The sequence below is a fragment of the Mesorhizobium sp. C416B genome, assembly GCF_030323165.1.
GTDB lineage: Bacteria > Pseudomonadota > Alphaproteobacteria > Rhizobiales > Rhizobiaceae > Mesorhizobium.
The window spans coordinates 4888472-4908490 of record NZ_CP100471.1; the positions used below are offsets into that span (position 1 = coordinate 4888472).

General features: G+C 63.6%; 22 protein-coding genes. 13 read left to right on the top strand and 9 right to left on the bottom strand.

The features are described 5' to 3' along the window. The first annotated feature begins 99 nt into the window (after positions 1-99). The 4 genes from NLY43_RS23885 to NLY43_RS23900 all read left to right on the top strand — a co-directional run bounded on the left by NLY43_RS23885 (position 100) and on the right by NLY43_RS23900 (position 4794). On the top strand, positions 100-1170 hold the full coding sequence (locus NLY43_RS23885; protein ID WP_023671074.1) for a sugar ABC transporter substrate-binding protein: 1071 nt from the start codon (positions 100-102) through the stop codon (positions 1168-1170). 102 nt (positions 1171-1272) lie between these two features. After that, positions 1273-2313: an ABC transporter permease gene (locus tag NLY43_RS23890; RefSeq protein ID WP_245267870.1), complete on the top strand. Its 1041-nt coding sequence runs from the start codon at positions 1273-1275 to the stop codon at positions 2311-2313. A 5-nt stretch (positions 2314-2318) separates the two neighbouring features. Then, a complete protein-coding gene (locus NLY43_RS23895; protein WP_023710861.1) occupies positions 2319-3821 on the top strand; it encodes a sugar ABC transporter ATP-binding protein in 1503 nt (500 codons plus the stop codon). A gap of 4 nt (positions 3822-3825) precedes the next feature. Beyond that, positions 3826-4794, top strand: coding sequence for an ABC transporter permease (locus tag NLY43_RS23900; protein ID WP_023710862.1), 969 nt, complete (start codon positions 3826-3828; stop codon positions 4792-4794). Positions 4795-4868: 74 nt separating this feature from the next. Here the strand turns inward: NLY43_RS23900 and gloA are convergent, their stop codons facing one another. Then, entirely contained in the window at positions 4869-5279 is a 411-nt protein-coding gene (gloA, locus tag NLY43_RS23905) for a lactoylglutathione lyase (protein WP_023710863.1), read from the bottom strand. Between the two features lie 157 nt (positions 5280-5436). Between gloA and NLY43_RS23910 the strand changes: the two genes are divergently transcribed. Then, on the top strand, positions 5437-6873 hold the full coding sequence (locus tag NLY43_RS23910) for an FAD-binding oxidoreductase (protein ID WP_023698610.1): 1437 nt from the start codon (positions 5437-5439) through the stop codon (positions 6871-6873). Positions 6874-6876: 3 nt separating this feature from the next. Continuing rightward, positions 6877-7674: a FadR/GntR family transcriptional regulator gene (locus NLY43_RS23915; RefSeq protein WP_023698609.1), complete on the top strand. Its 798-nt coding sequence runs from the start codon at positions 6877-6879 to the stop codon at positions 7672-7674. Between the two features lie 319 nt (positions 7675-7993). Here the strand turns inward: NLY43_RS23915 and NLY43_RS23920 are convergent, their stop codons facing one another. From NLY43_RS23920 to NLY43_RS23935, 4 genes are all read right to left on the bottom strand, one after another. Continuing rightward, positions 7994-8881, bottom strand: a complete 888-nt coding sequence (locus tag NLY43_RS23920) for an AraC family transcriptional regulator (RefSeq protein ID WP_023698608.1) — start codon at positions 8879-8881, stop codon at positions 7994-7996. Positions 8882-9211: 330 nt separating this feature from the next. Then, positions 9212-9979: a DUF1829 domain-containing protein gene (locus NLY43_RS23925; RefSeq protein WP_023698607.1), complete on the bottom strand. Its 768-nt coding sequence runs from the start codon at positions 9977-9979 to the stop codon at positions 9212-9214. Beyond that, positions 9976-10506: a hypothetical protein gene (locus NLY43_RS23930; RefSeq protein WP_023713329.1), complete on the bottom strand. Its 531-nt coding sequence runs from the start codon at positions 10504-10506 to the stop codon at positions 9976-9978. The genes NLY43_RS23925 and NLY43_RS23930 overlap by 4 nt, the downstream gene beginning before the upstream one ends. Positions 10507-10660: 154 nt before the next feature. Next, the gene (locus NLY43_RS23935; protein ID WP_280800289.1) at positions 10661-11686 is read right to left on the bottom strand and encodes an NAD(P)-dependent oxidoreductase; all 1026 of its coding nucleotides are present in this window, start codon (positions 11684-11686) and stop codon (positions 10661-10663) included. A 2-nt stretch (positions 11687-11688) separates the two neighbouring features. Between NLY43_RS23935 and NLY43_RS23940 the strand changes: the two genes are divergently transcribed. The 3 genes from NLY43_RS23940 (at position 11689) to NLY43_RS23950 (ending at position 15017) form a co-directional block, all read left to right on the top strand. Continuing rightward, positions 11689-12429 carry a FadR/GntR family transcriptional regulator gene (locus NLY43_RS23940; protein ID WP_023710865.1) on the top strand — a complete coding sequence of 247 codons (741 nt, stop codon included), beginning with the start codon at positions 11689-11691 and terminating at the stop codon, positions 12427-12429. A gap of 244 nt (positions 12430-12673) precedes the next feature. Continuing rightward, on the top strand, positions 12674-13660 hold the full coding sequence (locus tag NLY43_RS23945) for an aldo/keto reductase (RefSeq protein ID WP_023710866.1): 987 nt from the start codon (positions 12674-12676) through the stop codon (positions 13658-13660). A 208-nt stretch (positions 13661-13868) separates the two neighbouring features. Next, a complete protein-coding gene (locus tag NLY43_RS23950) occupies positions 13869-15017 on the top strand; it encodes an extracellular catalytic domain type 1 short-chain-length polyhydroxyalkanoate depolymerase (RefSeq protein WP_023710867.1) in 1149 nt (382 codons plus the stop codon). A gap of 53 nt (positions 15018-15070) precedes the next feature. On the opposite strand, the gene NLY43_RS23955 is transcribed toward NLY43_RS23950, so the two are convergent. The 4 genes from NLY43_RS23955 to NLY43_RS23970 all read right to left on the bottom strand — a co-directional run bounded on the left by NLY43_RS23955 (position 15071) and on the right by NLY43_RS23970 (position 17846). Beyond that, positions 15071-15691 carry a hypothetical protein gene (locus NLY43_RS23955; protein WP_031199149.1) on the bottom strand — a complete coding sequence of 207 codons (621 nt, stop codon included), beginning with the start codon at positions 15689-15691 and terminating at the stop codon, positions 15071-15073. A gap of 183 nt (positions 15692-15874) precedes the next feature. After that, positions 15875-16480: a general stress protein gene (locus NLY43_RS23960; protein WP_023710869.1), complete on the bottom strand. Its 606-nt coding sequence runs from the start codon at positions 16478-16480 to the stop codon at positions 15875-15877. Positions 16481-16511: 31 nt separating this feature from the next. Further along, a complete protein-coding gene (locus NLY43_RS23965) occupies positions 16512-17264 on the bottom strand; it encodes a DUF4142 domain-containing protein (RefSeq protein WP_023710870.1) in 753 nt (250 codons plus the stop codon). A gap of 261 nt (positions 17265-17525) precedes the next feature. Further along, a complete protein-coding gene (locus NLY43_RS23970) occupies positions 17526-17846 on the bottom strand; it encodes a hypothetical protein (protein ID WP_156935525.1) in 321 nt (106 codons plus the stop codon). Here NLY43_RS23970 and NLY43_RS23975 point away from each other — a divergent pair. The 4 genes from NLY43_RS23975 to NLY43_RS23990 all read left to right on the top strand — a co-directional run bounded on the left by NLY43_RS23975 (position 17845) and on the right by NLY43_RS23990 (position 19971). Further along, positions 17845-18231 (top strand): hypothetical protein, encoded by a 387-nt coding sequence (locus tag NLY43_RS23975; RefSeq protein ID WP_023710871.1) that lies wholly within the window; start codon positions 17845-17847, stop codon positions 18229-18231. The two genes, NLY43_RS23970 and NLY43_RS23975, sit on opposite strands and share 2 nt — an antisense overlap. Positions 18232-18375: 144 nt before the next feature. After that, on the top strand, positions 18376-18963 hold the full coding sequence (locus NLY43_RS23980; RefSeq protein ID WP_023710872.1) for a TetR/AcrR family transcriptional regulator: 588 nt from the start codon (positions 18376-18378) through the stop codon (positions 18961-18963). A 104-nt stretch (positions 18964-19067) separates the two neighbouring features. Beyond that, complete coding sequence (locus NLY43_RS23985) at positions 19068-19643, top strand: DUF308 domain-containing protein (protein ID WP_023700951.1); 576 nt, start codon at positions 19068-19070, stop codon at positions 19641-19643. Between the two features lie 118 nt (positions 19644-19761). Continuing rightward, positions 19762-19971, top strand: a complete 210-nt coding sequence (locus tag NLY43_RS23990; RefSeq protein WP_023671091.1) for a hypothetical protein — start codon at positions 19762-19764, stop codon at positions 19969-19971. The last annotated feature ends 48 nt before the right edge of the window (positions 19972-20019 follow it).

Genomic DNA, 20019 nt, shown 5'->3' on the forward strand with positions numbered 1-20019 from the left:
ACAAGTGGAGGAGCTTGACGATCCTCACCAGGAGGTCCCGGCCGCGCTCCCTGCGCAAGATGCCGGGCGGAACAGAATTCAATCGGGAGGTTTCGAGGTATGAACGACACGAAGAATTTTGCGGTCAACCGGCGCACGCTGATGATGGGCGCCACCGCCGGCGTGGCGGCACTCGCCATGCCGAGCGTGCTGCGCGCGCAGGACAAGCCGACGCTGGTGACATCGATCCGCTCGCTGTCCAACCCCTATCACGCGGTGTGGAAGACCGGCGCCGAAGCGTATGCCAAATGGGCCGGGCTGGAGCACGTCACGCTGGTTTCGGAAGGCAACAGCGAGAAGGGCATTGCCGACATCAAGGCGATGCTGGCCAAGACCGGCGGCAATATGGTGCTGAATTCCGATCCCAACGACACGCCCGATGCGCGCCCGATCGTCGAGGCCTGCGCCAAGGCCGGCGCCTATGTGGTGACGCAGTGGAACAAGCCTGGGGATCTGCACCCGAAGGATTTCAACCCGAACTATGTCTCGCATATCGAGTTCGACGGCATCGACAGCGGCAAGACCATCGCCGAGATCCTGTTCAAGACCATTGGCGGCAAGGGCGGCATCGTAGCGCTCGGCGGCCTGATCTCGACCACGGCGGCGATCGAGCGCAAGAAGGGCCTCGACGCAGCCCTTGCCGCCAACCCAGACATCAAGCTGCTCGACTTCCAGGTCGCCAACTGGAAGTCGACCGAAGCCTTCGACCTGATGGGCAATCTGCTCACCCGCTTCGGCGACGACATCAAGGGCATCTGGGCGGCCAATGACGATATGGGCTCGGGCGCTCTGGAAGCGCTGCGCGCCGAAAACCTCGCCGGCAAGGTGCCGATCGTCGGCGTCGACGGCATCAAGACGGCGGTCGATGCGGTGCGCACCGGCGAGTTCGCCTGCACCGTCACTTCGGATCCGTTCTGGCAGGGCGGCATGGGTCTGGCCATCGGCTACAACGCCAAGATCGGCAAGTTCGACCCAACCAAGGAGCCCGCGGAGCACCGTGAGTTCTACGGCAAGGCGGTGCTGATCTCGCACGACAATGTCGAGGAATATTACAAGACCAATGTCGATGCGAAGCCCGAGATCGACTGGAACGATCTGTGGGGCCGGGTCACCGGAGCAATCCGCACCTGATCCATCGGAGTGGGCTGCAACTCCCTGGCGGCCCGCTTCCTCCCGCAGCCGTCGCGATCCCCTTGTCGCGACGGCTGTCACCAGCAGACGGGAAGCGGTTTCTTGACAATCCATACAGAACCCCTGAAGTCCGTTTCGGACATCGAGCGGACGACGCCTATGACATCGTTCCCCGGCCGTATCGCGACATTCCTGGGCGGCAGGCGCTGGCGCAGCCTGGCGCCGATGGCGGTGCTGATTGTACTCTGCGTACTCATCGCCATTGCCAACCCCAATTTCATCGAGCTGCGCAATCTGGTGCGGCTTGCGAATTCCGCCGCCGTGCCGCTGACGCTGGCGATGGGGCTGACCTTCATCATCCTGATGGGCAGCATCGACCTCGCAGTCGAAGGCACGCTTTCGGTGGCGGCAATGGTGCTTGTGCTGCTCGCCGCCAATGACGGCAACGGCAACGACTATGGGTGGTGGGCGGTGCTCGCTGCCATCGCCGCCGGCACCGCCATGGGCTTCGTCAGCGGTCTCGTCCAGACCATGCTGCGCATCCCGTCCTTCATGGGCACGCTCGGCATGTGGTTCATCGGCCTTGGCCTGTCGGTCTATATGCTGGGCGGCACGGCCATCAAGCTGAACGACGCCTCGATCCGCGACCTGGCCTTGCACCGTTTCCTCGGCCTGCCGGTGGCGGTCTGGGTCGCGTTCGGCGCCTTCCTGCTCGCCACTGTCATCCAGTATCACACCAAGCTCGGCCGCCACATATTGGCGATCGGCGGCGATGAGGATGTCGCCAAGCTCTCCGGCGTCAATGTCGTGCGCGTGCGCATCACCGCTTTTGCGCTGGCAGGGTTCTTCTTCGGCATTGCCGGCGTGCTGGCCGCGGCACAGCTCGGCCAGTCGCACGCCGTCATCGGCGACGGCAGGCTGTTTGCAGCGGTCACCGCAGTGGTCGTCGGCGGCACCGCTTTGACCGGCGGCGAGGGCGGCGTCGTCAACACGCTGATCGGTGTGCTGATCGTCACCGTGCTTGCCAATGGCATGATCCTGCTCGGCATCTCGCCCTACATCCAGCAGACGGTGCAGGGTCTGATGATCATCGCCGCGGTGGCGCTGTCGCTCGACCGTGTCCGCCTGAAAATCGTCAAGTGAACGCCATGCTGCAGGCGTCCAACATCATCAAGAATTTCCCCGGCGTCCAGGCGCTGCGCGACGTCTCCATCGAGGTGCGGCCCAATGAAGTTGTCGGGCTGATCGGCGAGAACGGCGCCGGCAAGTCGACGCTGATGCGGGTGCTGGCCGGCGGCTACCGGCCGGATGGCGGCTCGCTCACGCTGGATGGCGAACAGCTGCGCATGCGCAACGCCCGTGATGCGGCCAGGCATGGCATCGGCATGGTGTTCCAGGAGCAGTCGCTGGTGCTGAACCTGACGGTTGCCGAAAACATCTATCTCGGCGAAGAGGACCGCTTCACCCGCTTCGGCCTCGTCAATTGGCGCGCCATGAACGCGGCGGCGCGGCGGCAACTGGCCAAGATCGGCATCGACATCGACGTCACCGCGCGCACCTCCGAACTCACCTTCGCCGCGCGCCAGATGGTCGAGCTCGCCAAGGCGCTGACCCTGGAGGAAGTGGTCGAGCGGCAGTTGCTGATCCTGCTCGACGAGCCGACCTCGGTGCTCAACGCCGCGGACATCGAGGTGCTGTTCGCGCGGGTGCGGTCGCTCAAATCCCGCGCCAGCTTCGTCTTCGTCTCGCACCGCCTCGACGAGGTGCTCAATATCTCCGACCGCGTCTACACGATGAAGGACGGCGCCGTCGTTGCCGAACATCGTGCAGCCGAAGTCACCGCGCCTGAGCTGCACGAGATCATGGTCGGGCGCGGCCTGCAGGCGGAGTATTATCGCGAGGCCCGCCAGCTGGCGCCGCGCGATATCGTGATGGTCGAGGCCAAGGGGCTTGGCGCCAACGGTTTCTATCACGGCGTCGATCTCTCGATCCGGGCGGGCGAGATCGTCGGCATTGCCGGCGTCGTCGGCTCCGGCCGCGAGGAGGTGACGCGCACCGTTGGCGGCTTCGTCCAGCATGATGCGGGCGAGATGAAAATCGCCGGCGATGTCGTGCGCTTCTCCTCGCCGGAACCGGCGGTGCGCAAGGGCATCGGCTATGTCCCGCGCGAGCGCCGGCTCGAAGGGCTGGTGATGTTCCTGTCGATCGCGGAGAACATTTCGCTGGCCGATCTCTCCAGCGTCATGCGCCATGGCGCCATCGACTATGGCAAGGAGCGCCGGCTTGCCGCCGACTGGATCAAGCGGCTGCGCATCAAGGCGCCCGGCCCCGATGCCGCCTGCCGCAAACTCAGCGGCGGCAACCAGCAGAAAGTGGTGCTGGCGCGCTGGATGACGGCGGGCTCGCGCATCCTGGTGCTCGACCATCCCACACGCGGGCTCGATGTCGGCGCCAAGGAGGAGGTCTACGAATTGGTGCGCGATCTCTCCGCGCAAGGCGTGGCGATCCTTTTGATTTCCGACACGCTGGAGGAAACGATCGGCCTGTCGCACCAGGTGCTGGTGATGCGCGATGGTGCAATCACCGCGCGCTTCGATGCCAGTCCGGGCAACAAGCCGAACCAGGTCGATCTTCTCAGGGCAATGGTGTGAGCCGATGAATGAAGCGTTCTCCATCAGGCGGGTTTTCGAAGGCAAGTGGACGCAAGGCGCCATTCCGCTGGTGCTGCTTGTCGGCTTGCTTTTGATCATCGAGATCGCCGCGCCCGGCTTCCTGACCGGCGAGACCGTGGCGCTTTTGTTTGCCAACACTGCCGTGCTGTTCATCCTTTCGACCGGCGTCACCTTCGCCATCCTGCTCGGCGGCATCGATTTGTCGATCCAGGCGGTGGCATCGCTGGCCAGCGTCATCCTGGCGCAATTGCTGCCTTCGCTCGGCCTTGCCGCCTTTCCGGTGGCGATCCTGTCGGGGCTCGCCTTCGGCGTGTTGAGCGGCGTCGTTCACGTCAAGCTACGCGTGCCGTCCTTCGTCGCGACACTCGCCACCGGCGGCGTGGTCACCGGCCTGGCGCTATGGGTCTCCAACGGCCGCGCCATCACCATCGAGGAAGGTGGCCGAGAAAACACGGCGTGGATCAACGCCACCATCATCGGCATTCCGGTGGTGGTGCTGATTTCGGCGGTCATCGGCATCGCCGCCTTTCTGGCGCTGCGCTACACACGCTTCGGCCGCCAGGCGATCGCGGTCGGCGCCGGCGAGCCGGCGGCGTGGGCCGCGGGCATCAATGTCGACCGCACCAAGATCATCGCCTTTGCCGCGTCGGGTATGCTCGCGGCCATCGCCGGCATCGTGCTGGCAGCCAGGCTGTCGAGCGGTTCGCCGGTGCTGGCCAACCAGCTGCTGCTGCCGGCCATCGCCGCCGTCATCGTCGGCGGCACGGCGATCACCGGCGGGCTCGGCGGCGTTGCCCGCACGGCGGTCGGCGCGCTGATCATCTCGATCGTGCGCATCGGCATGACCTTTGTCGGCGTCAATATTTTCCTGGAAAACATGGTGTTCGGCGCGGTGCTCATTGCCGCCGTCGCCATCACCATCGACCGCAGCAAGATCGCGGTCATCAAGTGATCCCGCCTCCCAGGCAAGCGCGGACAGGACGGGACCGCATCGGCGCGAGGCCGATGCGGTCCGGCCCGATCGGATCACATCGTGTCGAGGCCGATCAGCTCGATCTTGTAGCCGTCGGGGTCTTCGATGAAAGCGATGTGGGTGGTGCCGTGCTGCATCGGGCCGGGCTTGCGCGGGATCTTGGCGCCGCGCTTTTCCAGTTCGGCGCAGACGGCGTAGATGTCGTTGACGCCGAGCGCCAGATGGCCGAAGCCGGTGCCGATCTCATAGGGTTCTTCGCGGCCCCAGTTCAGCGTCAGCTCGACGACGGCTTCCTTGTCCTCAGGGCCGTAGCCGACAAAGGCGTTGGTGAACTTGCCGCCGGGGTAGTCGTCGCGGCGCAGCAGGGTCATGCCGAGCACCTCGGTGTAGAAGGCGATCGACTTGTCGAGGTCGAGCACCCTGATCATGGTGTGCATATAGCGAAATCCCGGGGCGTCGCTCATTGGGGAAGTCCTCCGAATTCTGTGATTTGCGGGTCTGATCATCCACATCGAACGCTTGGCGGCAAGCCTCGCTTGATGTTCTCAATCAGGGTTGTATGATAACACGACAACGTCGGTATTTGTCCAGTCGTTTTGCCGAGGGGCCCAGAGCCAATCCATGAATGCCGCGCCCTCCGCATCGCAGATCGCAGCCCTGGCCGGCCTGCTGCCGAATGGCGGGCTGCTGACCGAGGAAGTGGATCTGGCGCGCTACAGCCGCGATTGGTCGGGCGATCATTTCGGCCGGCCGCTGGCGGTGGCGCGGCCCTCTTCGGTTGAGGAGATGTCGGCGCTGATGCGGTTCTGCCATGCCGAGCGCATTCCGGTGGTGCCGCAAGGCGGCCTGACCGGGCTCGTGGGCGCCGCAGTGGCGGCGGATGGCGGCGAGATCGTCATCTCGCTGGAGCGCATGAACCGTATCCGTTCGATCAGCCCGATCGACTTTGCCATGGTGGTCGAGGCCGGCTGCATTCTCGAGGACGCCAAGCGCGCCGCCGAAGCGAGCGACTGCCTGCTGCCGATCACGTTCGGCGCGCAGGGCAGCTGCCGCATCGGCGGCAATGTCGCCACCAATGCCGGCGGCTTCAACGTGCTGCGCTACGGCATGACGCGCGACCTGGTGCTTGGCCTCGAAGTGGTGCTGGCCGACGGCCGCATCTGGAACGGGCTGAAAGTGCTGCGCAAGGACAATCGCGGCTATGATCTGAAGCAGATCTTTATCGGCTCGGAGGGCACGCTAGGCGTCGTCACCGCGGCGGCGCTGAAGCTGTTCCCCAAGCCGACGCAGATCGAAACCGCGCTGGTCGGCATGCGCTCCGTCGAGGACGCGATGGCACTCTATGCAAGGGCGAGGCGCGATTGCAGCGATTTGCTCACCGCCTTCGAACTGATCCTGCGCGGCGGCATCGAGATCACCATGCGCGAAGGCCAGGATTTTCCCGATCCGCTCAGCCAGCCCTATCCCGTCTATGTGCTGATCGAGGTGTCGTCGGGCGGGCTGATCGACCTCTCCAATATGCTGCTGGGGTTTCTCGGCAGCGTCGAGGACATCGTCGAGGACGGCGTCATCGCTTCGACCAGGGCTCAAGGTGAGCGGTTGTGGCTCTACCGCGAGATCATGGTCGAGCGGCAGGGCAGGGGCGGGCGCTACCTGCGCACCGATGTGTCGGTGCCGATCTCCAGGCTTGCCGATTTCGTCACCGATGCGCTGGCCGCCTTGGAGAAAGCCCGGCCCGACGCGCTGGCCGTCACCTACGGCCATGTCGGCGACGGCAACATCCACCTCAACGTCGTGCCGCCGGAAGGCATGGGCACCGAGGCGATGGAACATCTGTTCGAGCAGGCGGAAGCCGAGATCTTCACCGTCGTCGATCGCTATGGCGGCTCTATCAGCGCCGAGCACGGCATCGGCCGGGTCAAGCAGAAGGCGTTCCTCGAACGCATCGATCCGGTGACGCTCGACCTCGCCGCCGGCATCAAGGACGCATTCGACCCGCGCCACATTCTCAGCAACGGCCGCATTCTGGCGTCCGCACCCGCCGTCGACTATAGGTGAGCGATGACGCTGAAACTCGACAAGGTCAATCGCGGCCCACACCTCTCCACTCTGGTGGCCAGTTCCATCTCGCGCGAGATCGCGCAAGGCCGGCTGAAGCCGGGTGACCAGCTGCCGACCGAGGCGGCGCTGGCAACCACTTTCGGCGTCAGCCGCAACGTGGTGCGCGAGGCGATCGCGCGGCTGCGCTCGGAAGGCCGAATCTGGTCGCAGCAGGGGCGCGGCGCCTTCGTCGTCGAGAGCAACAACCCGACGGTGCTGACCATCGACCATGAGACGCTGCAGCGCGCCGACTCGTTTCGCAATCTGTTCGAACTGCGTGGCATCCTCGAAGTGCAGGCGGCGGCCCTTGCCGCAAAACGGCGCAGCGACGCCGATCTCAAAGCCATGGGCGATGCGCTGTCCGGCATGCGCGCCGCCCCCTATGGCAGCGTCGCCTGGCTGCGCAGCGACCTCGAATTCCACCGCACCGTCGCCGAGGCGACGCGCAATTCCTACATGGGCCAATTCCTGGTCTTCGTGTCCGAGCGGGTGCGCGAAAGCATTCTGGCCGCCGGCAACCAGCAGAAATCCGACGACATGGCCCGCATCACGCTGGGCGAGCACGAGCGCATCCTGAGAGCGATCCGTGCCGGTGACGCCGAAGGAGCGCAAGCGGCCATGCGCGACCATCTGGCGGGTGCCGCGCTGCGGGTGGGGTTGCATGAGGGCGAGGCGGCTGTGGAGGCAGCGCCGGCGCCGGAGGTGGCATCGCCGGTGCGGCATTCGCGGTTGCGAAAGGCTGTGCGCGGGCAGGCTTAGGGATAGCCTTGCCTTGTCCGCGCGCTGGGCCAATCGCCTATGACGGCGCTGACCCCCACTCCGTCTCGGCTTCGCCGAGCCACCTTGCCGGGGCGAGCCACGGGTCTCGCCCGTCCTTCGGACCCCCCATTTCATGGGGGATGAGGAAATGCCAATCTCCGAGATCGCAGCCCTTCAAAAGCTTGGGTTTCCTCTCCCCCACGAATGTGGGTAGAGGTGGCTCGGCGAAGCCGAGACGGAGTGGGGGAGCGCCATATCAGATGTCACTCGGTCGTCGGCTCACCAGCTCAGGGCCGGAGATAGGCGCCACCCCACCGCGCTATTTCAGCGGCAAAAACAGCTCAAGCACCACCTCACGCACCGGTCCGTTCGACGAAAAGTGCCGTTGGCAATAGATCGGAAAGTCGCGCGCCTCCTCGCCGCTGGCCGGAAGCCATTCGCGGTACAGGTAAAGCGCTGCCGGCTCGAGATTGTTGGTGTTGCCGGGATAGCGCAGCACCGCGCAGCGTCCGGCGGGGATCACGCCGGCCTTCATCTGCGCGTCCTCGATCCGCCCGCCTTCTACCGGCAGGTCGGTTCCGGCACAAATATCCATGCTGTAATCGGCCGGGTTCGCCGGCTCCCTTTCGGAACGGAAGATGTTGAAGGTCGGGCTTGTCTCGGGCGAGAGGCCGGCCGCCTTGCGCCAGGCGATGAAGCGCTGGATGGTGTCCTGGAGCGTCGCCCGGTCGCCGCGATGCTCCATGATCGCCACCGGCGTCGGCGGCACATCGCGGATCATCACGTCGGCGGGTTCGAAGATTATCTGCATGAGCGTGGTCCTTGCTTTGTCGAGCGGCCCGAAGGCCATGAGCCACGCCCCCCAGTCGGGAGACTTCCGGAACGACGAAGGCGATTGTCCGAACCGTTGCCGAAAGGCGCGGGCGAAGGCATCCGGTGCGTCGTAACCGGCATCCATCGCTATGTCGGTGACGCTTTGGGCGTCGCTCTCGGCAAGCCTGTAAGAAGCGCGCTTCAGGCGGGCGAGCTGGACATAGCGATGCACGGACAAGCCGAAGGTTGATGTGAACTGCCGGTGGAAATGGAATTTCGAGAACGCCGCGACGCCGCTTAGCGCCTCCAGGCCCAGATCGTCGTCCAGATGCTGGTCTATGTGGTCCAGCACCCTCTGCATCCGGGCATGGTAGTTTTCAAGTGGCGTCTTCATTCCGTGTCTTCCGTGGCGGCACCAGATAGGCGCTCCGGGGCATGTCGCGCTCGACCGATCTTGCGGTTTGACATGGATGGGCTGGTGGGCGCCAGCGGGTGCTAGAGGCGCACCTGATCTGCCTGAGATTGAAGCGGCCGCGGAGTCAGTGTCACGGGCGCAGGAGGTTGCGTCCGGTGCGGCATTCACGGCTGCAGAAGGCCGTGCGCAATCGGGCTAGGGTGTAAAGGTACGCCGAAGACACCCAAAGCGATGCCCGCTAAGGCAAAAGACGCCCGCGTTCTCCGCTACGACTGACGTGGAGTGCGCCAAGCATGAGGCCGAAGAATTTCATAACACTTTGCGATGTCGCTCATAGCTCAACGCTCTCTGTGTACCCTGCGCGAAAGACGCCAAGGGTACGAGATCAGCAACTTGTTCCATCAGCGCTGCATCATCGTGCTCAAGGGCACGGTCAAACACCGCGAAGCGTTCAATTGGCTCGTTGAGCGCAGCCTTCACGTCGGAAAACGCGACGTACTTTGCAGCAATCGAGTTATGATGCGGCGCGACAGCATCAATAAGCAAGATCGGCGCGGCGTCACGCCTTACAACCGCAAAATCAAAAACATGCTGCTTGCCGCTCTTGCCGCGCAAACTGAATCTCTCCTCCGTAGGCATATCCTTCGGGACTGTCTTCTCAAGAATACGGCCTATCCGCTCCTTGAGAGATGTTTCTGCGGCAGCCACAAACTTTGCTACAGCGGCATTCGCGGTCGCAGCGGAAGCGTTTGCTACAGCTAGGATAGCCGCCGTAAGCCATTCTTTGTCTGAAACACGAGCCACAAGGACATTGCCTCGCTCAGTCAGATTGAAGCGCGCCGCCTGCTCTTCCATGACGTTGGCAATCAGTCGAGGATCACGCCCGTGTGCCCACGCTGAGCGATATGCGTTGCCGGAATCGTGGACTTCGAAACCATCACGCTTCTTGCTGACAAAAACATCCACCGGCTCGAAAGAAGGATATAGGCAATGAGTGGGCACACGAATACCCTCCTCGGTCGCCTTGAGGATCTCGTAATCAGCTAGCAGACCGGCGATTTCGTCGCTCAGAGTCATGGCTTTTGTTCCAGGCGCATTGTCCGTTGTGCAGGCACATCGAATGATCTCTGATCATGGGACAATGTGAGGTTAACGCGGCCGCAAAAATCGGCAAGTACCTGCGGCAGCTTTCGTACTTGCACATTTATGGGGCGCCTATATGGCAAACCACCCCAGCCACTGTTCCTGACAGCGTCGACATTGTCGTACCACGCATGCTCATGAACACCGCACACCCTTGGTGGCAAGTTGAACTTCCCGGCGTCATGGGGATTTGGCTTACACTCATCTGGCTGCGCGACATCGACACGCCAGATGGGCTGCCCCCTAAAGATTAAACTCATCGACGGATATTCGGGAAAGCGAAAGCGGAAACGAAGATGCGCCCTGACGATCCCGATATCGTCCTCAATAGGCCATTTCGCTTCTTTGTCCCCTATCCTTGTGGAGTCGGTCCACTCCGGCGGGCCGCCCTGAAGCGATTTCGCACCAGCGAGAAAGTCATTGACCTGGTTCAGCTCGGTAGCTGACGGTTTGATGAACATGACGCACCGTAACGGTGGAATCTCTTTTGGAAACAGTCTCTTTCCAACTGTTCACAGAATTTTGGCGCGTCGAGTAATACTGCGAAGGATGCAGATGGGCAGTTGGCTTGCGCGTTCGAATACTAAATCGCCGCGCCGTATCGCTCCAGCGCTGTCACGTCTCCGCCGCCCCCACCAGCGAAACCCCGTTCAACCCCGCAACAATATCCGATAGCGCCGGCACGAACTTCTCGCCATGACCCGTCGTGACGGCCATCGCAAACCCATTGCGCACCGCGGCGCCGATCGGGTTGGCGATGCCGGCGGCTTGGGCGAAGGAGGCGAGGTAGGTCATGTCTTTCAGCGCGTTGGCGATGGCGAAGCGCTGGGCGTTTTCGTTGCGGTTGAGGACGAAATCGAAGAACGCCTGGTAGAAGCCGCAATCCATGCGGCTGCCTGATATAACGCTGTTGAAGACCTGCGGCGTCAGGCCGGCCTTGGCGCCGAGGCTCAGCGCTTCCGAATAGATCGCGGAATAGCCCATCGAGATGAAATTGTTGAGCAGCTTCATGGTGTGCCCGCTGCCGGTCGGGCCGGTGTGGACGACACGCGCGGCGAAGGCCTCGAGCACCGGCCGGGCGCGGGCGACGATTTCGGCCGCACCGCCGACCATGACGTCGAGCTTGCCCTCGGTGGCTTCCTTGGGCGTGCGCGCCAGCGGCGCGTCGATCAGCGTCATGCCCTGCTCCGCGAGGTCGGCGGCAAGCGCTGTCGTCGATGACGGGTTGGAGGTCGAGCAGTCGATGATCAGCAACGGCTTAGCTGCCGCAGCAAGGCCATCCTGGCCTTTGACCAGCGCTTCGACCTCGTCCGAGCCGGTGACGCACAGGATGACGATGTCGCTCGCGGTGGCGAGCGCGCGCGGGCTTGGCGCTTCGGTGGCGCCGGCGGCGATCAGCCGGTCGGCGGCCGTGCGGCTGCGGTGGACATGCACCGTCAGCGGCCAGCCCTTGCGCAGCAGATTGTCGGCCATGCCGGCGCCCATGCTGCCCAGGCCGATGAAGCCGATGCGTTCTTTCATGCAATCCTCCCATGGCTCGTGCCAGCGGGCCGAACTTTCGTCACCTTGCGGCGGGCACCCGTCGATGCAATTCTTTGAATAAGATTCGGCCTTCGAACAAGAATCGAACCGGAGTGCCACCGATGGCGGAGCCCATGACTTTCGACGCCATACCGCAGGCGCCCAACCTGCGGACGGGTCTGGTCAACACGCTGATTGCGCAGATCGAATCCGGCGACCTTGCGCCGGGGCAGCGGCTGCCGACCGAGCAGGAGATTGTTGCTGCCACAGGCGTCAGCCGCACCGTGGTGCGCGAGGCGCTGGCGGCGCTGCGTGCGCGCGGGCTGATCACCACGCGCCAGGGGCTCGGCGCCTTCGTCGCCAAGGATCCGCCGCCGAAGACGTTTTCCGTGCTGCCCGACGATCTCGAATCGATCGACGAGGTGCTGCGCGTGCTCGAACTGCGCATGGGCATCGAGGTCGAAGCGACCGGCCTTGCCGCCGAGCGGCGCAGCGAGGCGGCGCTCCAGCAGATGAGCGCGCGGCTCGATGCGCTGGAAGCGGCGGTGCGTGCGGGCGGCTCCGGCTCGGAAGAGGATTTCGGCTTCCACCGCGCCATTCTCGCTGCGACGCAGAACCCGAATTTCACCCGGTTGTTCGACACGTTCGGCAGCGCCATGGTCCCGCGCCATTGGACGCGGCTCGACCGGATGACGGAGGCTGAGCGGGAAAAATATCTCGACCGCATGCAGCGCGAGCATCGCGCCATTCTCGGGGCAATCGAAGCCAGGGACGTCAATGCCGCGCGGCGCGCCATGCGCAGCCATCTGACCAAAAGCTATGCCCGCTTCGAGGATCTGCGCAACAAGGCTGTTCACGATTAGGGGGCCAACCACGGTTGACGGACTGCTCATCCGGCGACCCCGCCGAGATAGAGTTCGTGCATCAGCGAAATGTTCCTCCCGGCTCCCACTGTTGCAGTCTTACCCCGTTGTCATACAACCCTGTAATCTGGTAAATCCAGGGAAGAGGGATGTCAATCGCGTTGCCATGCGATATGAGGCTCCCGGAAAAATCGCAATCATGGAGCCGGCATTGCCGGCGAAGCCGCAAGTCAGGAACAGCGAGATGCATTCACGGAAATTTGGCCGTACCGGCAGATCAGTCAGCGAGATCGGCTTCGGCGCGTGGGCGATCGGCGCCGCCTGGGGCGAGGTCAATGATGACGATGCGGTCGCAGCCCTGCATGCCGCGCTTGATGCCGGCGTCAGCTTCCTCGACACCGCCGACGTCTATGGCGACGGCCGTTCGGAAAAGCTGATCGCACGGGTGATGAAGGAACGCGGTGGCGCGCGCCCGTTCATCGCCACAAAGGCCGGACGGCGGCTGCCGAAGCAGACCGTCGAAGGCTACAGCGTCGAGAACCTCAACGGCTGGATCGACCGCAGCCTGAAATACCTCGAGACCGACACGCTCGACCTGGTGCAGCTGCATTGCCCGCCGACCGATCTTTACTACCACCCGGAGGTGTTCGAGCGTCTCGACCGTTTGGTGGAGCAGGGCAAGATCCGCAATTACGGCGTCAGCGTCGAGCGTGTCGAAGAGGCGCTGAAGGCGATGCAATATCCCGGCGTCGTCAGCGTGCAGATCATCTTCAACGCCTTCCGCCAGCGCCCGGCCGAGCTGTTCTTCGACCAGGCGAAAAAGAACGATGTCGCCGTCATCGCCCGCGTGCCGCTGGCCAGCGGCCTGTTGTCCGGCAAGTTCAGGGCGGACACCAAGTTCGAGACCACCGACCATCGCCTGTTCAACCGCAATGGCGAAGCCTTCGATGTCGGCGAGACGTTTTCGGGCGTGCCCTTTGACGTCGGGCTGGCGGCGGTCGAGAAGGTGCGGCCGCTGGTGTCAGGCGACACCACCATGGCGAAATTCGCGCTGCGCTGGATCCTGATGTTCAACGCGGTGACGGTTGTCATCCCCGGCGCCCGCAATCCGGCGCAGGCGGTTTCCAATGCGGAAGCGGCTGAGCTTGCGCCGTTATCCTCCGAGTTGATGGCCAAGGTGAAGGCGGTCTACGATGAGAACATCAAGCCCTACGTGCATCAGCGCTGGTGAGCCAGCGCCTGCCGCCCTCGACCGGCTGACTGACCAGAGGTCAGCCGGGGCAAAATTGCGCTCGTCGTTACAAGCTGTGCAGCGGATCCTTTGATCCACCGGTCATTTATTCGGCCGTGCCGCTTGTTATTGTGCAGTGCAGCAACGATATTGCTGCGTGTGCGTTGTGTGCACGAGTCTGCCCATTCCGGCGCGCAAGGATACCAATTTGCGAGACATATCCGATACGATCGCCCGGCTGAGCGCGATGCGCCGCCGGCCAGCCGTTGCAGGGCTGAGCAAGGACGACCACCTGTCCGAGATGACAGGGTTCGGGTCCAATCCCGGCGCCTTCCGCGCGCGGTTTTATCTCCCTGAAAACCTGCCGAAGGAGGCAGCGCTGGTCGTGGTGCTGCATGGCTGTACCCAGACTGCCGCCGGCTACGATCATGGCTCCGGCTGGACCGAACTTGCCGACGAGCAGGGTTTTGCCGTGCTTTTCCCCGAGCAGCAGCGCGCCAACAACGCCAATCTTTGCTTCAACTGGTTCGTGCCAGGCGATATAAGCCGCGACAGCGGCGAGGCGCTGTCCATCCGCCAGATGATCGAGGCGGCGGTGGTCACCCACGGTCTCGACCGCAAGCGGATATTCGTCACCGGTCTTTCCGCCGGCGGCGCCATGGCGGCGGTGATGCTGGCGACCTACCCGGACGTGTTTGCCGGTGGCGCGATCATTGCCGGGCTTGCCTATGGCAGCGCCTCGACCATCCCCGAAGCCTTCGACCGCATGCGTGGCCATGGCGGACCGTCCAGAACCGACCTGCAGCGTCTGTTGCGGGAAGCTTCGCCGCACAAGGGGCCGTGGCCGAGGATTTCGGTCTGGCAGGGCTCGGCCGATACGACAGTGGTGCCTTCCAATGCCGACGCGGTGCTGGCGCAATGGCAGGGCGTGCACGGCCTCGCTCAAGCGCCGACACGCACGGAAAAGGTCGACGGTCAGAGCCGAAAAGTCTGGTCCGATGGCAAAGGCCGCGACGTGGTCGAGGCATACAGCATTGCCGGCATGGGCCATGGCACGCCATTGCAGGCGACCGGCGACAATGCTCTCGGCAAAGCAGGGCCGTTCATGCTGGATGTCGGGATTTCCTCGACGCGCCACATCGCCCGTTTCTGGGGGCTGACGAAGCCAGACGTACGACGCGCGGCGAAAGCCGAGGCCGCTTCAGGCACTGCATTGCAGCCTTTCTCGCCGAAGGAAAAACCGCGAGCTGTCCGTGTCGATCCGGCCCCGGAGCCTGTCAATCCGCCAAGCGGTCCGGCGGGCGGGATTACCAAGGTCATCGAGGACGCGCTCAGGGCAGCGGGATTGATGCGCTGAGGCTGAGGCTCGCCCCGCACACGCCCAAAATACAAGGGCAAGCGCCAGCATCATTATCGCAGCAGGCCTTCGTCCTCGAACGCATCCCAGCCCTTCAATCCGGGCGCCGGGCCGTCCGTGTTCCGGGCCTTCCTCGCAGTGCGAGCCCGGCCGGTGCCCTTTCCCGCGCGCGTCAACGCGGCCTTGCCCGCACCGCGCCGCCTGTTCTCGGCGACCGCCTGGACATCCTGCTCTCTCCAGACGGTTGCCAGATCGCGGTCCAGGACGTCCTCGATGTGGCGCGGGTCGAAAACGTGGAAGGTGACAGACTTTGATCGCCCACGCATCTTGACGGTGCGTGTGCCGGTGCTTTGCAGCCGACCGTCCTTGAGCCATTTGTGGCGCTCGCGCGAAGAGATCGTAAGGATATCCTCGACCTCGCGTGGAAGCACAGGCAGCGCCTCCACTCCCTCCAGTGTTTTGGAGATACTGGCAGAGGCGGCCTTGAACGCTTCCGCTTCGGATCTCGACATTCGCAATGCGATGCGCCCCGTCTCGGCCTTGACGTGCTTCCTGACTGCCCATGGCAGGCGGGCTCTGACTTCACGTTCGATCCCCTTGGAGCGCACGGCGGACCCGAGTGTCGCTGACGGCGACAACGGCCATTCGGCAATCAGTTGCGGGGACGGGCTCATGCCTTCCTGGGGCTGGTTTCGTTGGTTCGATGCTAACACGGCAAGAGCCGGTAAAGCCAAGGCAACAGCGAAAAGGGGCAGGTCCGATGAGAACCCGCCCCCTTACGGCCGAATCTGAACGTCGCTTGCAGCGCGCCGACAGCACCCTCGGCCCCGCCGCCGTACGGCGGCGGGGCTCGATGATCAGAGTGGGCTGGCGTTGCGCGTTTTGTCGCGCTCGGCCTCGATGTCGGTGTAGGGGTCGGCATCGGCATCGAAGCCGGTCCAGCCACCGGCTTCATAGGCGCGTCGGCGGTCTTGCAGATCGACCGAGTTGGACTCGCCAAGAATACGCTCGGCCTCGTCGGCGAGTTCGTCACTGACCCTGGCGGTCACCATCGTGCCACCGCGGCGAACGCCCTCCGCATAGACATGCGCATCCCTTTCGGGGACACCGGACTCGGTCAGCGCCCCGACGATGCCGCCGGCAGCGCCACCGACGACCGCGCCGCCAACGGCGCCGACCGCGGTGGCGGCCAGCCATCCTGCGGCCACGACCGGACCGACGCCCGGAATGGCCATGATGCCAAGCCCTGTCAGAAGCCCGCCGGCGCCGCCAATGACGGCTCCGAGACCGGCGCCGCCGGCTGCATCCTCGGCGGCGTTGGAGGTGTCGCCGTCGTCGTACCAGTCATCCGAATTGTTGGCGACGATGCTGATGTCGGCCTGCGGCACGCCGATTGCCTCCAGTTCGCCGACGGCATCGGAGGCATCATCGTAGTTGTCGAAAAGTCCTGTTACGGTTTTCATGGTCTTGATCTCCTCGATCTGGTTCAGAGGTTCAGTTGGCGCCGGCAACGACGTTGCCCTGATAATCGAGCGCCACGGTCGTGGTCTTGCCATCCTTGGTGGCCTGACCGCGCCAGATGCCCTGGTCGTCTTTGGTCAGCTTGGACACGCCGGAGAAGCCGGCATCCTGAATGCGGCTCTTCGCCTGATCCTCGGTGAAGCTGTTGGCACCCGGGATCGGGGCGGCCGGATTGGTGGTGTCGGTCGTGCTCACGGCCGGGGTGGTGGAGCTGGTGGTCGACGATGCATTGTCGGCGGAAGCGATCTTCTCGACCATTTCCTGATGCATTTTGAGCGTCGGCAAGGTCTCGGAGGCGAAGGTCTTCAACTGCGCGTTGTCGCCGTCCTTGGCATAGCTCTCGAACAGCGTGACCGCCTCCGAATGCGCATCGCGCTGTATCTGGACATAGGGCTTGTCGACGGCATCGTTGGCATTCTGCAGAGCCTCCAGATCGGCCTTGTGCTTGGCGTCCAGCTCCGTCGGCACTTTCAGCTTCTGTTCGCCGGCGATGGTCGCAAGCTTGGCGTTGGCGGCGCCGTGATCGTCGATCATCTTCTTGGCGAAATCCTTGACGCCTTGATCCTGCGCCTTGCCCTCGGCGATCTTGCTCGAATCCACCTCGAACATGCCGCCGATGGCGGCCTTGTCGACAAAGTCCTGAGCACTGTCGGCGGCGAAGGCGGGCAGGGCGAAGACCATGGCTGTGGCGGTGGCCAGCGAAGCTATAAGAACACGTGTTTTCATGGACAGAGATCCTCGTTGGGGCACACATCGTGCTGTGAGCCTAACCAGTGCGGCCAAGCTTTGTTCCGCCGCCAAAGCGTTATAGCCGGGAGGGTCGATGCCGCGATGATGGCCCCTCATCCTCGGCTTTTGCGCCTTTGCGATGTCGACGCGTGGCGCGGACGGCGACCCGCTCGATGGGCGCCTTGCAAGTCCATCGCAAAGGGAAACGAGGCCTTCGCCGCCCGCAAATGAACACCGCCCGCGGTGGCCTATCGAGGTTCAGCGATCGTTGCGTTCGAGGCGGCGAGCAACCTCTGTTTGTGCGACCTGCAGCAGCGTGTCTATTTCGAACATCGCCGCCGCATGGCCGCCGTCGCGAATGACACGGCGGGCGCGGTGGAGCAGGTCGGAGACCGTCCGCAGCGTTTCAGCATGGCTCGATCGATTCGACAAATGCGTGCCCTCCATCAGCCACAACCGTTGGATCGGGAGAGTGTTCCCAAAGTTGGCGGCCGGCCGGGTGAATGACTGTGAGCGCAGGCGGCGGAACCATCCTTGTCCGTTGGCCGTTCCCCCTGCCTCAACGAGAGGAACAGCCATGGCCGAGAACGACACCCCGAAGGACACCCCGAAGGATACCGCGAAGGAAACCCCGAAGGACACCCCGAAGATTTCCGCCCGAGAGGCCCAGGAGGCCCTGGAGAAGCAGGTCGCATCGCTGAGGCGCGAGATCAGCAAGATCAACCGGACGCTTGCCGAGCGTGCAGAAGATGCCGTCGGCGAAGCCGGCGGCTGGTACGGCAGCGCGACCGAGCGCGCGGCACGGGCAACGCAGCAGCTGAGATCGCAGGCGCAGACGGTGTCCGAAGCCGTCCAGCAAAATCCCGGCACCATCAGCAGCGCTTTCGTGCTTGGCGGCATTGCCGGGTTATTGATCGGCATGCTGCTCGGGCAAAGCCAGGAACGCGACCGAAGCTGGTTCTAGTGGCGTATCTTATGACTATTGCGCCCGCCGGCTTTGCTGGCGGGCTTTGTATTTATGGACGCCAGATCAGTATCGCTTGAGTGAAAAACTCCCGCTCGGAAATTCGGTGTTGACAGCTGTCCTACTAGTAGGTAGGTAAACGCCATGAGCAACCTTGTGGCGACCTCCGATCAGATTCTGGCGTCCGCGCGAAACTTCATCGTGGCCGGCGGCTACAACGGATTCAGTTATGCCGATATCGCCGGCGAGGTGGGGATCCGCAAGGCGAGCATCCACCATCATTTCCCCAGCAAGGTCGACCTTGTCCGCACGCTTGTGGCGCGCCATCGCGAGCGTACCGAGGCCGGCATGGCAGATCTGGAAAGTAAACTCTCGGACCCGCTTGCACTGCTTCAAACCTATGCCGACTACTGGGCAAAATGCATTGAAGATGCGAGCGTCCCGTTTTGCGTCTGCGCGCTGCTTGCCAGCGAACTCCCTGCGCTCCCGGCTGAAATTGCCGTCGAAGTGCGGGCTTACTTCAGGTTTCTGTCGTCCTGGTTGACCAGGGTCATGGAGCACGGCGCCGAGCAGGGGATTCTCGGATTTGCAGGCTCGGCGGAGCTGGAGGCCGAGACCTTCATGGCGACCGTTCATGGCGCCATGCTGTCCGCGCGCGCCTATGGCAACCCCGCCATGTTCGGCACCATTCTGACGCCAACCGTGCAGCGTCTGTCTCGGAAGGTTCACTAACAGGAATTTGCGCGACAGGGGCGGCGAGCCCCTTCACCGAATTCCCTCGACGCGTCCATCATGCCTACCTTCTAGTAGGTAAACACAAAAAGGGAAATCCGAAAATGCTTGCCAAGACGAATGAAGCCAACCAATCCTCATGGCTCAAGAGCTACTATTTCATACGCTTTGCCGTGGCGGCCGCCTGGGTGCTGCTTGCCTTTACCGTCGCCAGCACAATGCCGTCCCTGGCAGCCATCATGCTGGTCGCCTATCCCGCCTGGGATGCGCTGGCCAATTTCGTCGACGCCCAGCGCAGCGGTGGGCTAAGCCGCAACAAAACGCAGCTGCTGAACTTCGTCATCAGCATCATCACCACGGCGGCGGTCGCCATTGCTCTGGGCAAAAGCATGAATGCGGTGCTCGCGGTGTTCGGCGTCTGGGCGGTCCTGTCGGGCCTCTTTCAGCTGGCAACCGCGGTCCGGCGCTGGAAGTCCGGCGCGCAGTGGGCAATGGTGCTGAGCGGCGCCCAGTCGGCGCTCGCCGGCATCTTTTTCGTGAAGATGGCGGGCAGCGATGCGACGGTCGGGATCACCGATGTCGCGCCCTATGCCGCGTTCGGCGCCTTCTACTTCCTGGTCTCGGCAGTCTGGCTGACGGTCAGCGACGCGCGGCGCAAGGCGGCTGAGGCCGCCGGCTGAGGGCGTCGCGTTTCGAAAACGGGATTTGTGGTCGCCGCCGCCTGCGCGGCGCCCTCGACAGGTGAGTTGAGTTTCCCTGCCGCGGTCGTATGTTGTTGACCGTAGTGGAGGATCACAAATGCCCATTCGACGCAAAGCCACCGAGGCCGGCGTTTTGCAGCCATCCGAACTCGAGCTGTTGGGCCGTGTATTCGAGCAGCTTAAGCGCGACGGTCAGTCGCCCGAAGCACGCGACGCCATCGCATCCCGGATTATCGCGAACTATATGGCCGGCGTGGTCGACGAAGCCGAGCTCGTCAGTCTTTCGAGGCAACCGCTGGGCCGGTAGCGCGCTTTCCATTCCGGGTTCAGAAGAGTTTCAGGTCGTCAAATCAGA

Bases quoted from the DNA above. Each gene is read 5' to 3' on its own strand.
- NLY43_RS23885 (WP_023671074.1), top strand. From the start codon at position 100: ATGAACGACACGAAGAATTTTGCGGTCAACCGGCGCACGCTGATGATG.
- NLY43_RS23895 (WP_023710861.1), top strand. From the start codon at position 2,319: ATGCTGCAGGCGTCCAACATCATCAAGAATTTCCCCGGCGTCCAGGCG.
- NLY43_RS23900 (WP_023710862.1), top strand. From the start codon at position 3,826: ATGAATGAAGCGTTCTCCATCAGGCGGGTTTTCGAAGGCAAGTGGACG.
- gloA (WP_023710863.1), bottom strand. From the start codon at position 5,279: ATGAGCGACGCCCCGGGATTTCGCTATATGCACACCATGATCAGGGTG.
- NLY43_RS23910 (WP_023698610.1), top strand. From the start codon at position 5,437: ATGAATGCCGCGCCCTCCGCATCGCAGATCGCAGCCCTGGCCGGCCTG.
- NLY43_RS23915 (WP_023698609.1), top strand. From the start codon at position 6,877: ATGACGCTGAAACTCGACAAGGTCAATCGCGGCCCACACCTCTCCACT.
- NLY43_RS23920 (WP_023698608.1), bottom strand. From the start codon at position 8,881: ATGAAGACGCCACTTGAAAACTACCATGCCCGGATGCAGAGGGTGCTG.
- NLY43_RS23925 (WP_023698607.1), bottom strand. From the start codon at position 9,979: ATGACTCTGAGCGACGAAATCGCCGGTCTGCTAGCTGATTACGAGATC.
- NLY43_RS23930 (WP_023713329.1), bottom strand. From the start codon at position 10,506: ATGTTCATCAAACCGTCAGCTACCGAGCTGAACCAGGTCAATGACTTT.
- NLY43_RS23940 (WP_023710865.1), top strand. From the start codon at position 11,689: ATGGCGGAGCCCATGACTTTCGACGCCATACCGCAGGCGCCCAACCTG.
- NLY43_RS23945 (WP_023710866.1), top strand. From the start codon at position 12,674: ATGCATTCACGGAAATTTGGCCGTACCGGCAGATCAGTCAGCGAGATC.
- NLY43_RS23955 (WP_031199149.1), bottom strand. From the start codon at position 15,691: ATGAGCCCGTCCCCGCAACTGATTGCCGAATGGCCGTTGTCGCCGTCA.
- NLY43_RS23960 (WP_023710869.1), bottom strand. From the start codon at position 16,480: ATGAAAACCGTAACAGGACTTTTCGACAACTACGATGATGCCTCCGAT.
- NLY43_RS23965 (WP_023710870.1), bottom strand. From the start codon at position 17,264: ATGAAAACACGTGTTCTTATAGCTTCGCTGGCCACCGCCACAGCCATG.
- NLY43_RS23975 (WP_023710871.1), top strand. From the start codon at position 17,845: ATGGCCGAGAACGACACCCCGAAGGACACCCCGAAGGATACCGCGAAG.
- NLY43_RS23970 (WP_156935525.1), bottom strand. From the start codon at position 17,846: ATGGCTGTTCCTCTCGTTGAGGCAGGGGGAACGGCCAACGGACAAGGA.
- NLY43_RS23980 (WP_023710872.1), top strand. From the start codon at position 18,376: ATGAGCAACCTTGTGGCGACCTCCGATCAGATTCTGGCGTCCGCGCGA.
- NLY43_RS23985 (WP_023700951.1), top strand. From the start codon at position 19,068: ATGCTTGCCAAGACGAATGAAGCCAACCAATCCTCATGGCTCAAGAGC.
- NLY43_RS23990 (WP_023671091.1), top strand. From the start codon at position 19,762: ATGCCCATTCGACGCAAAGCCACCGAGGCCGGCGTTTTGCAGCCATCC.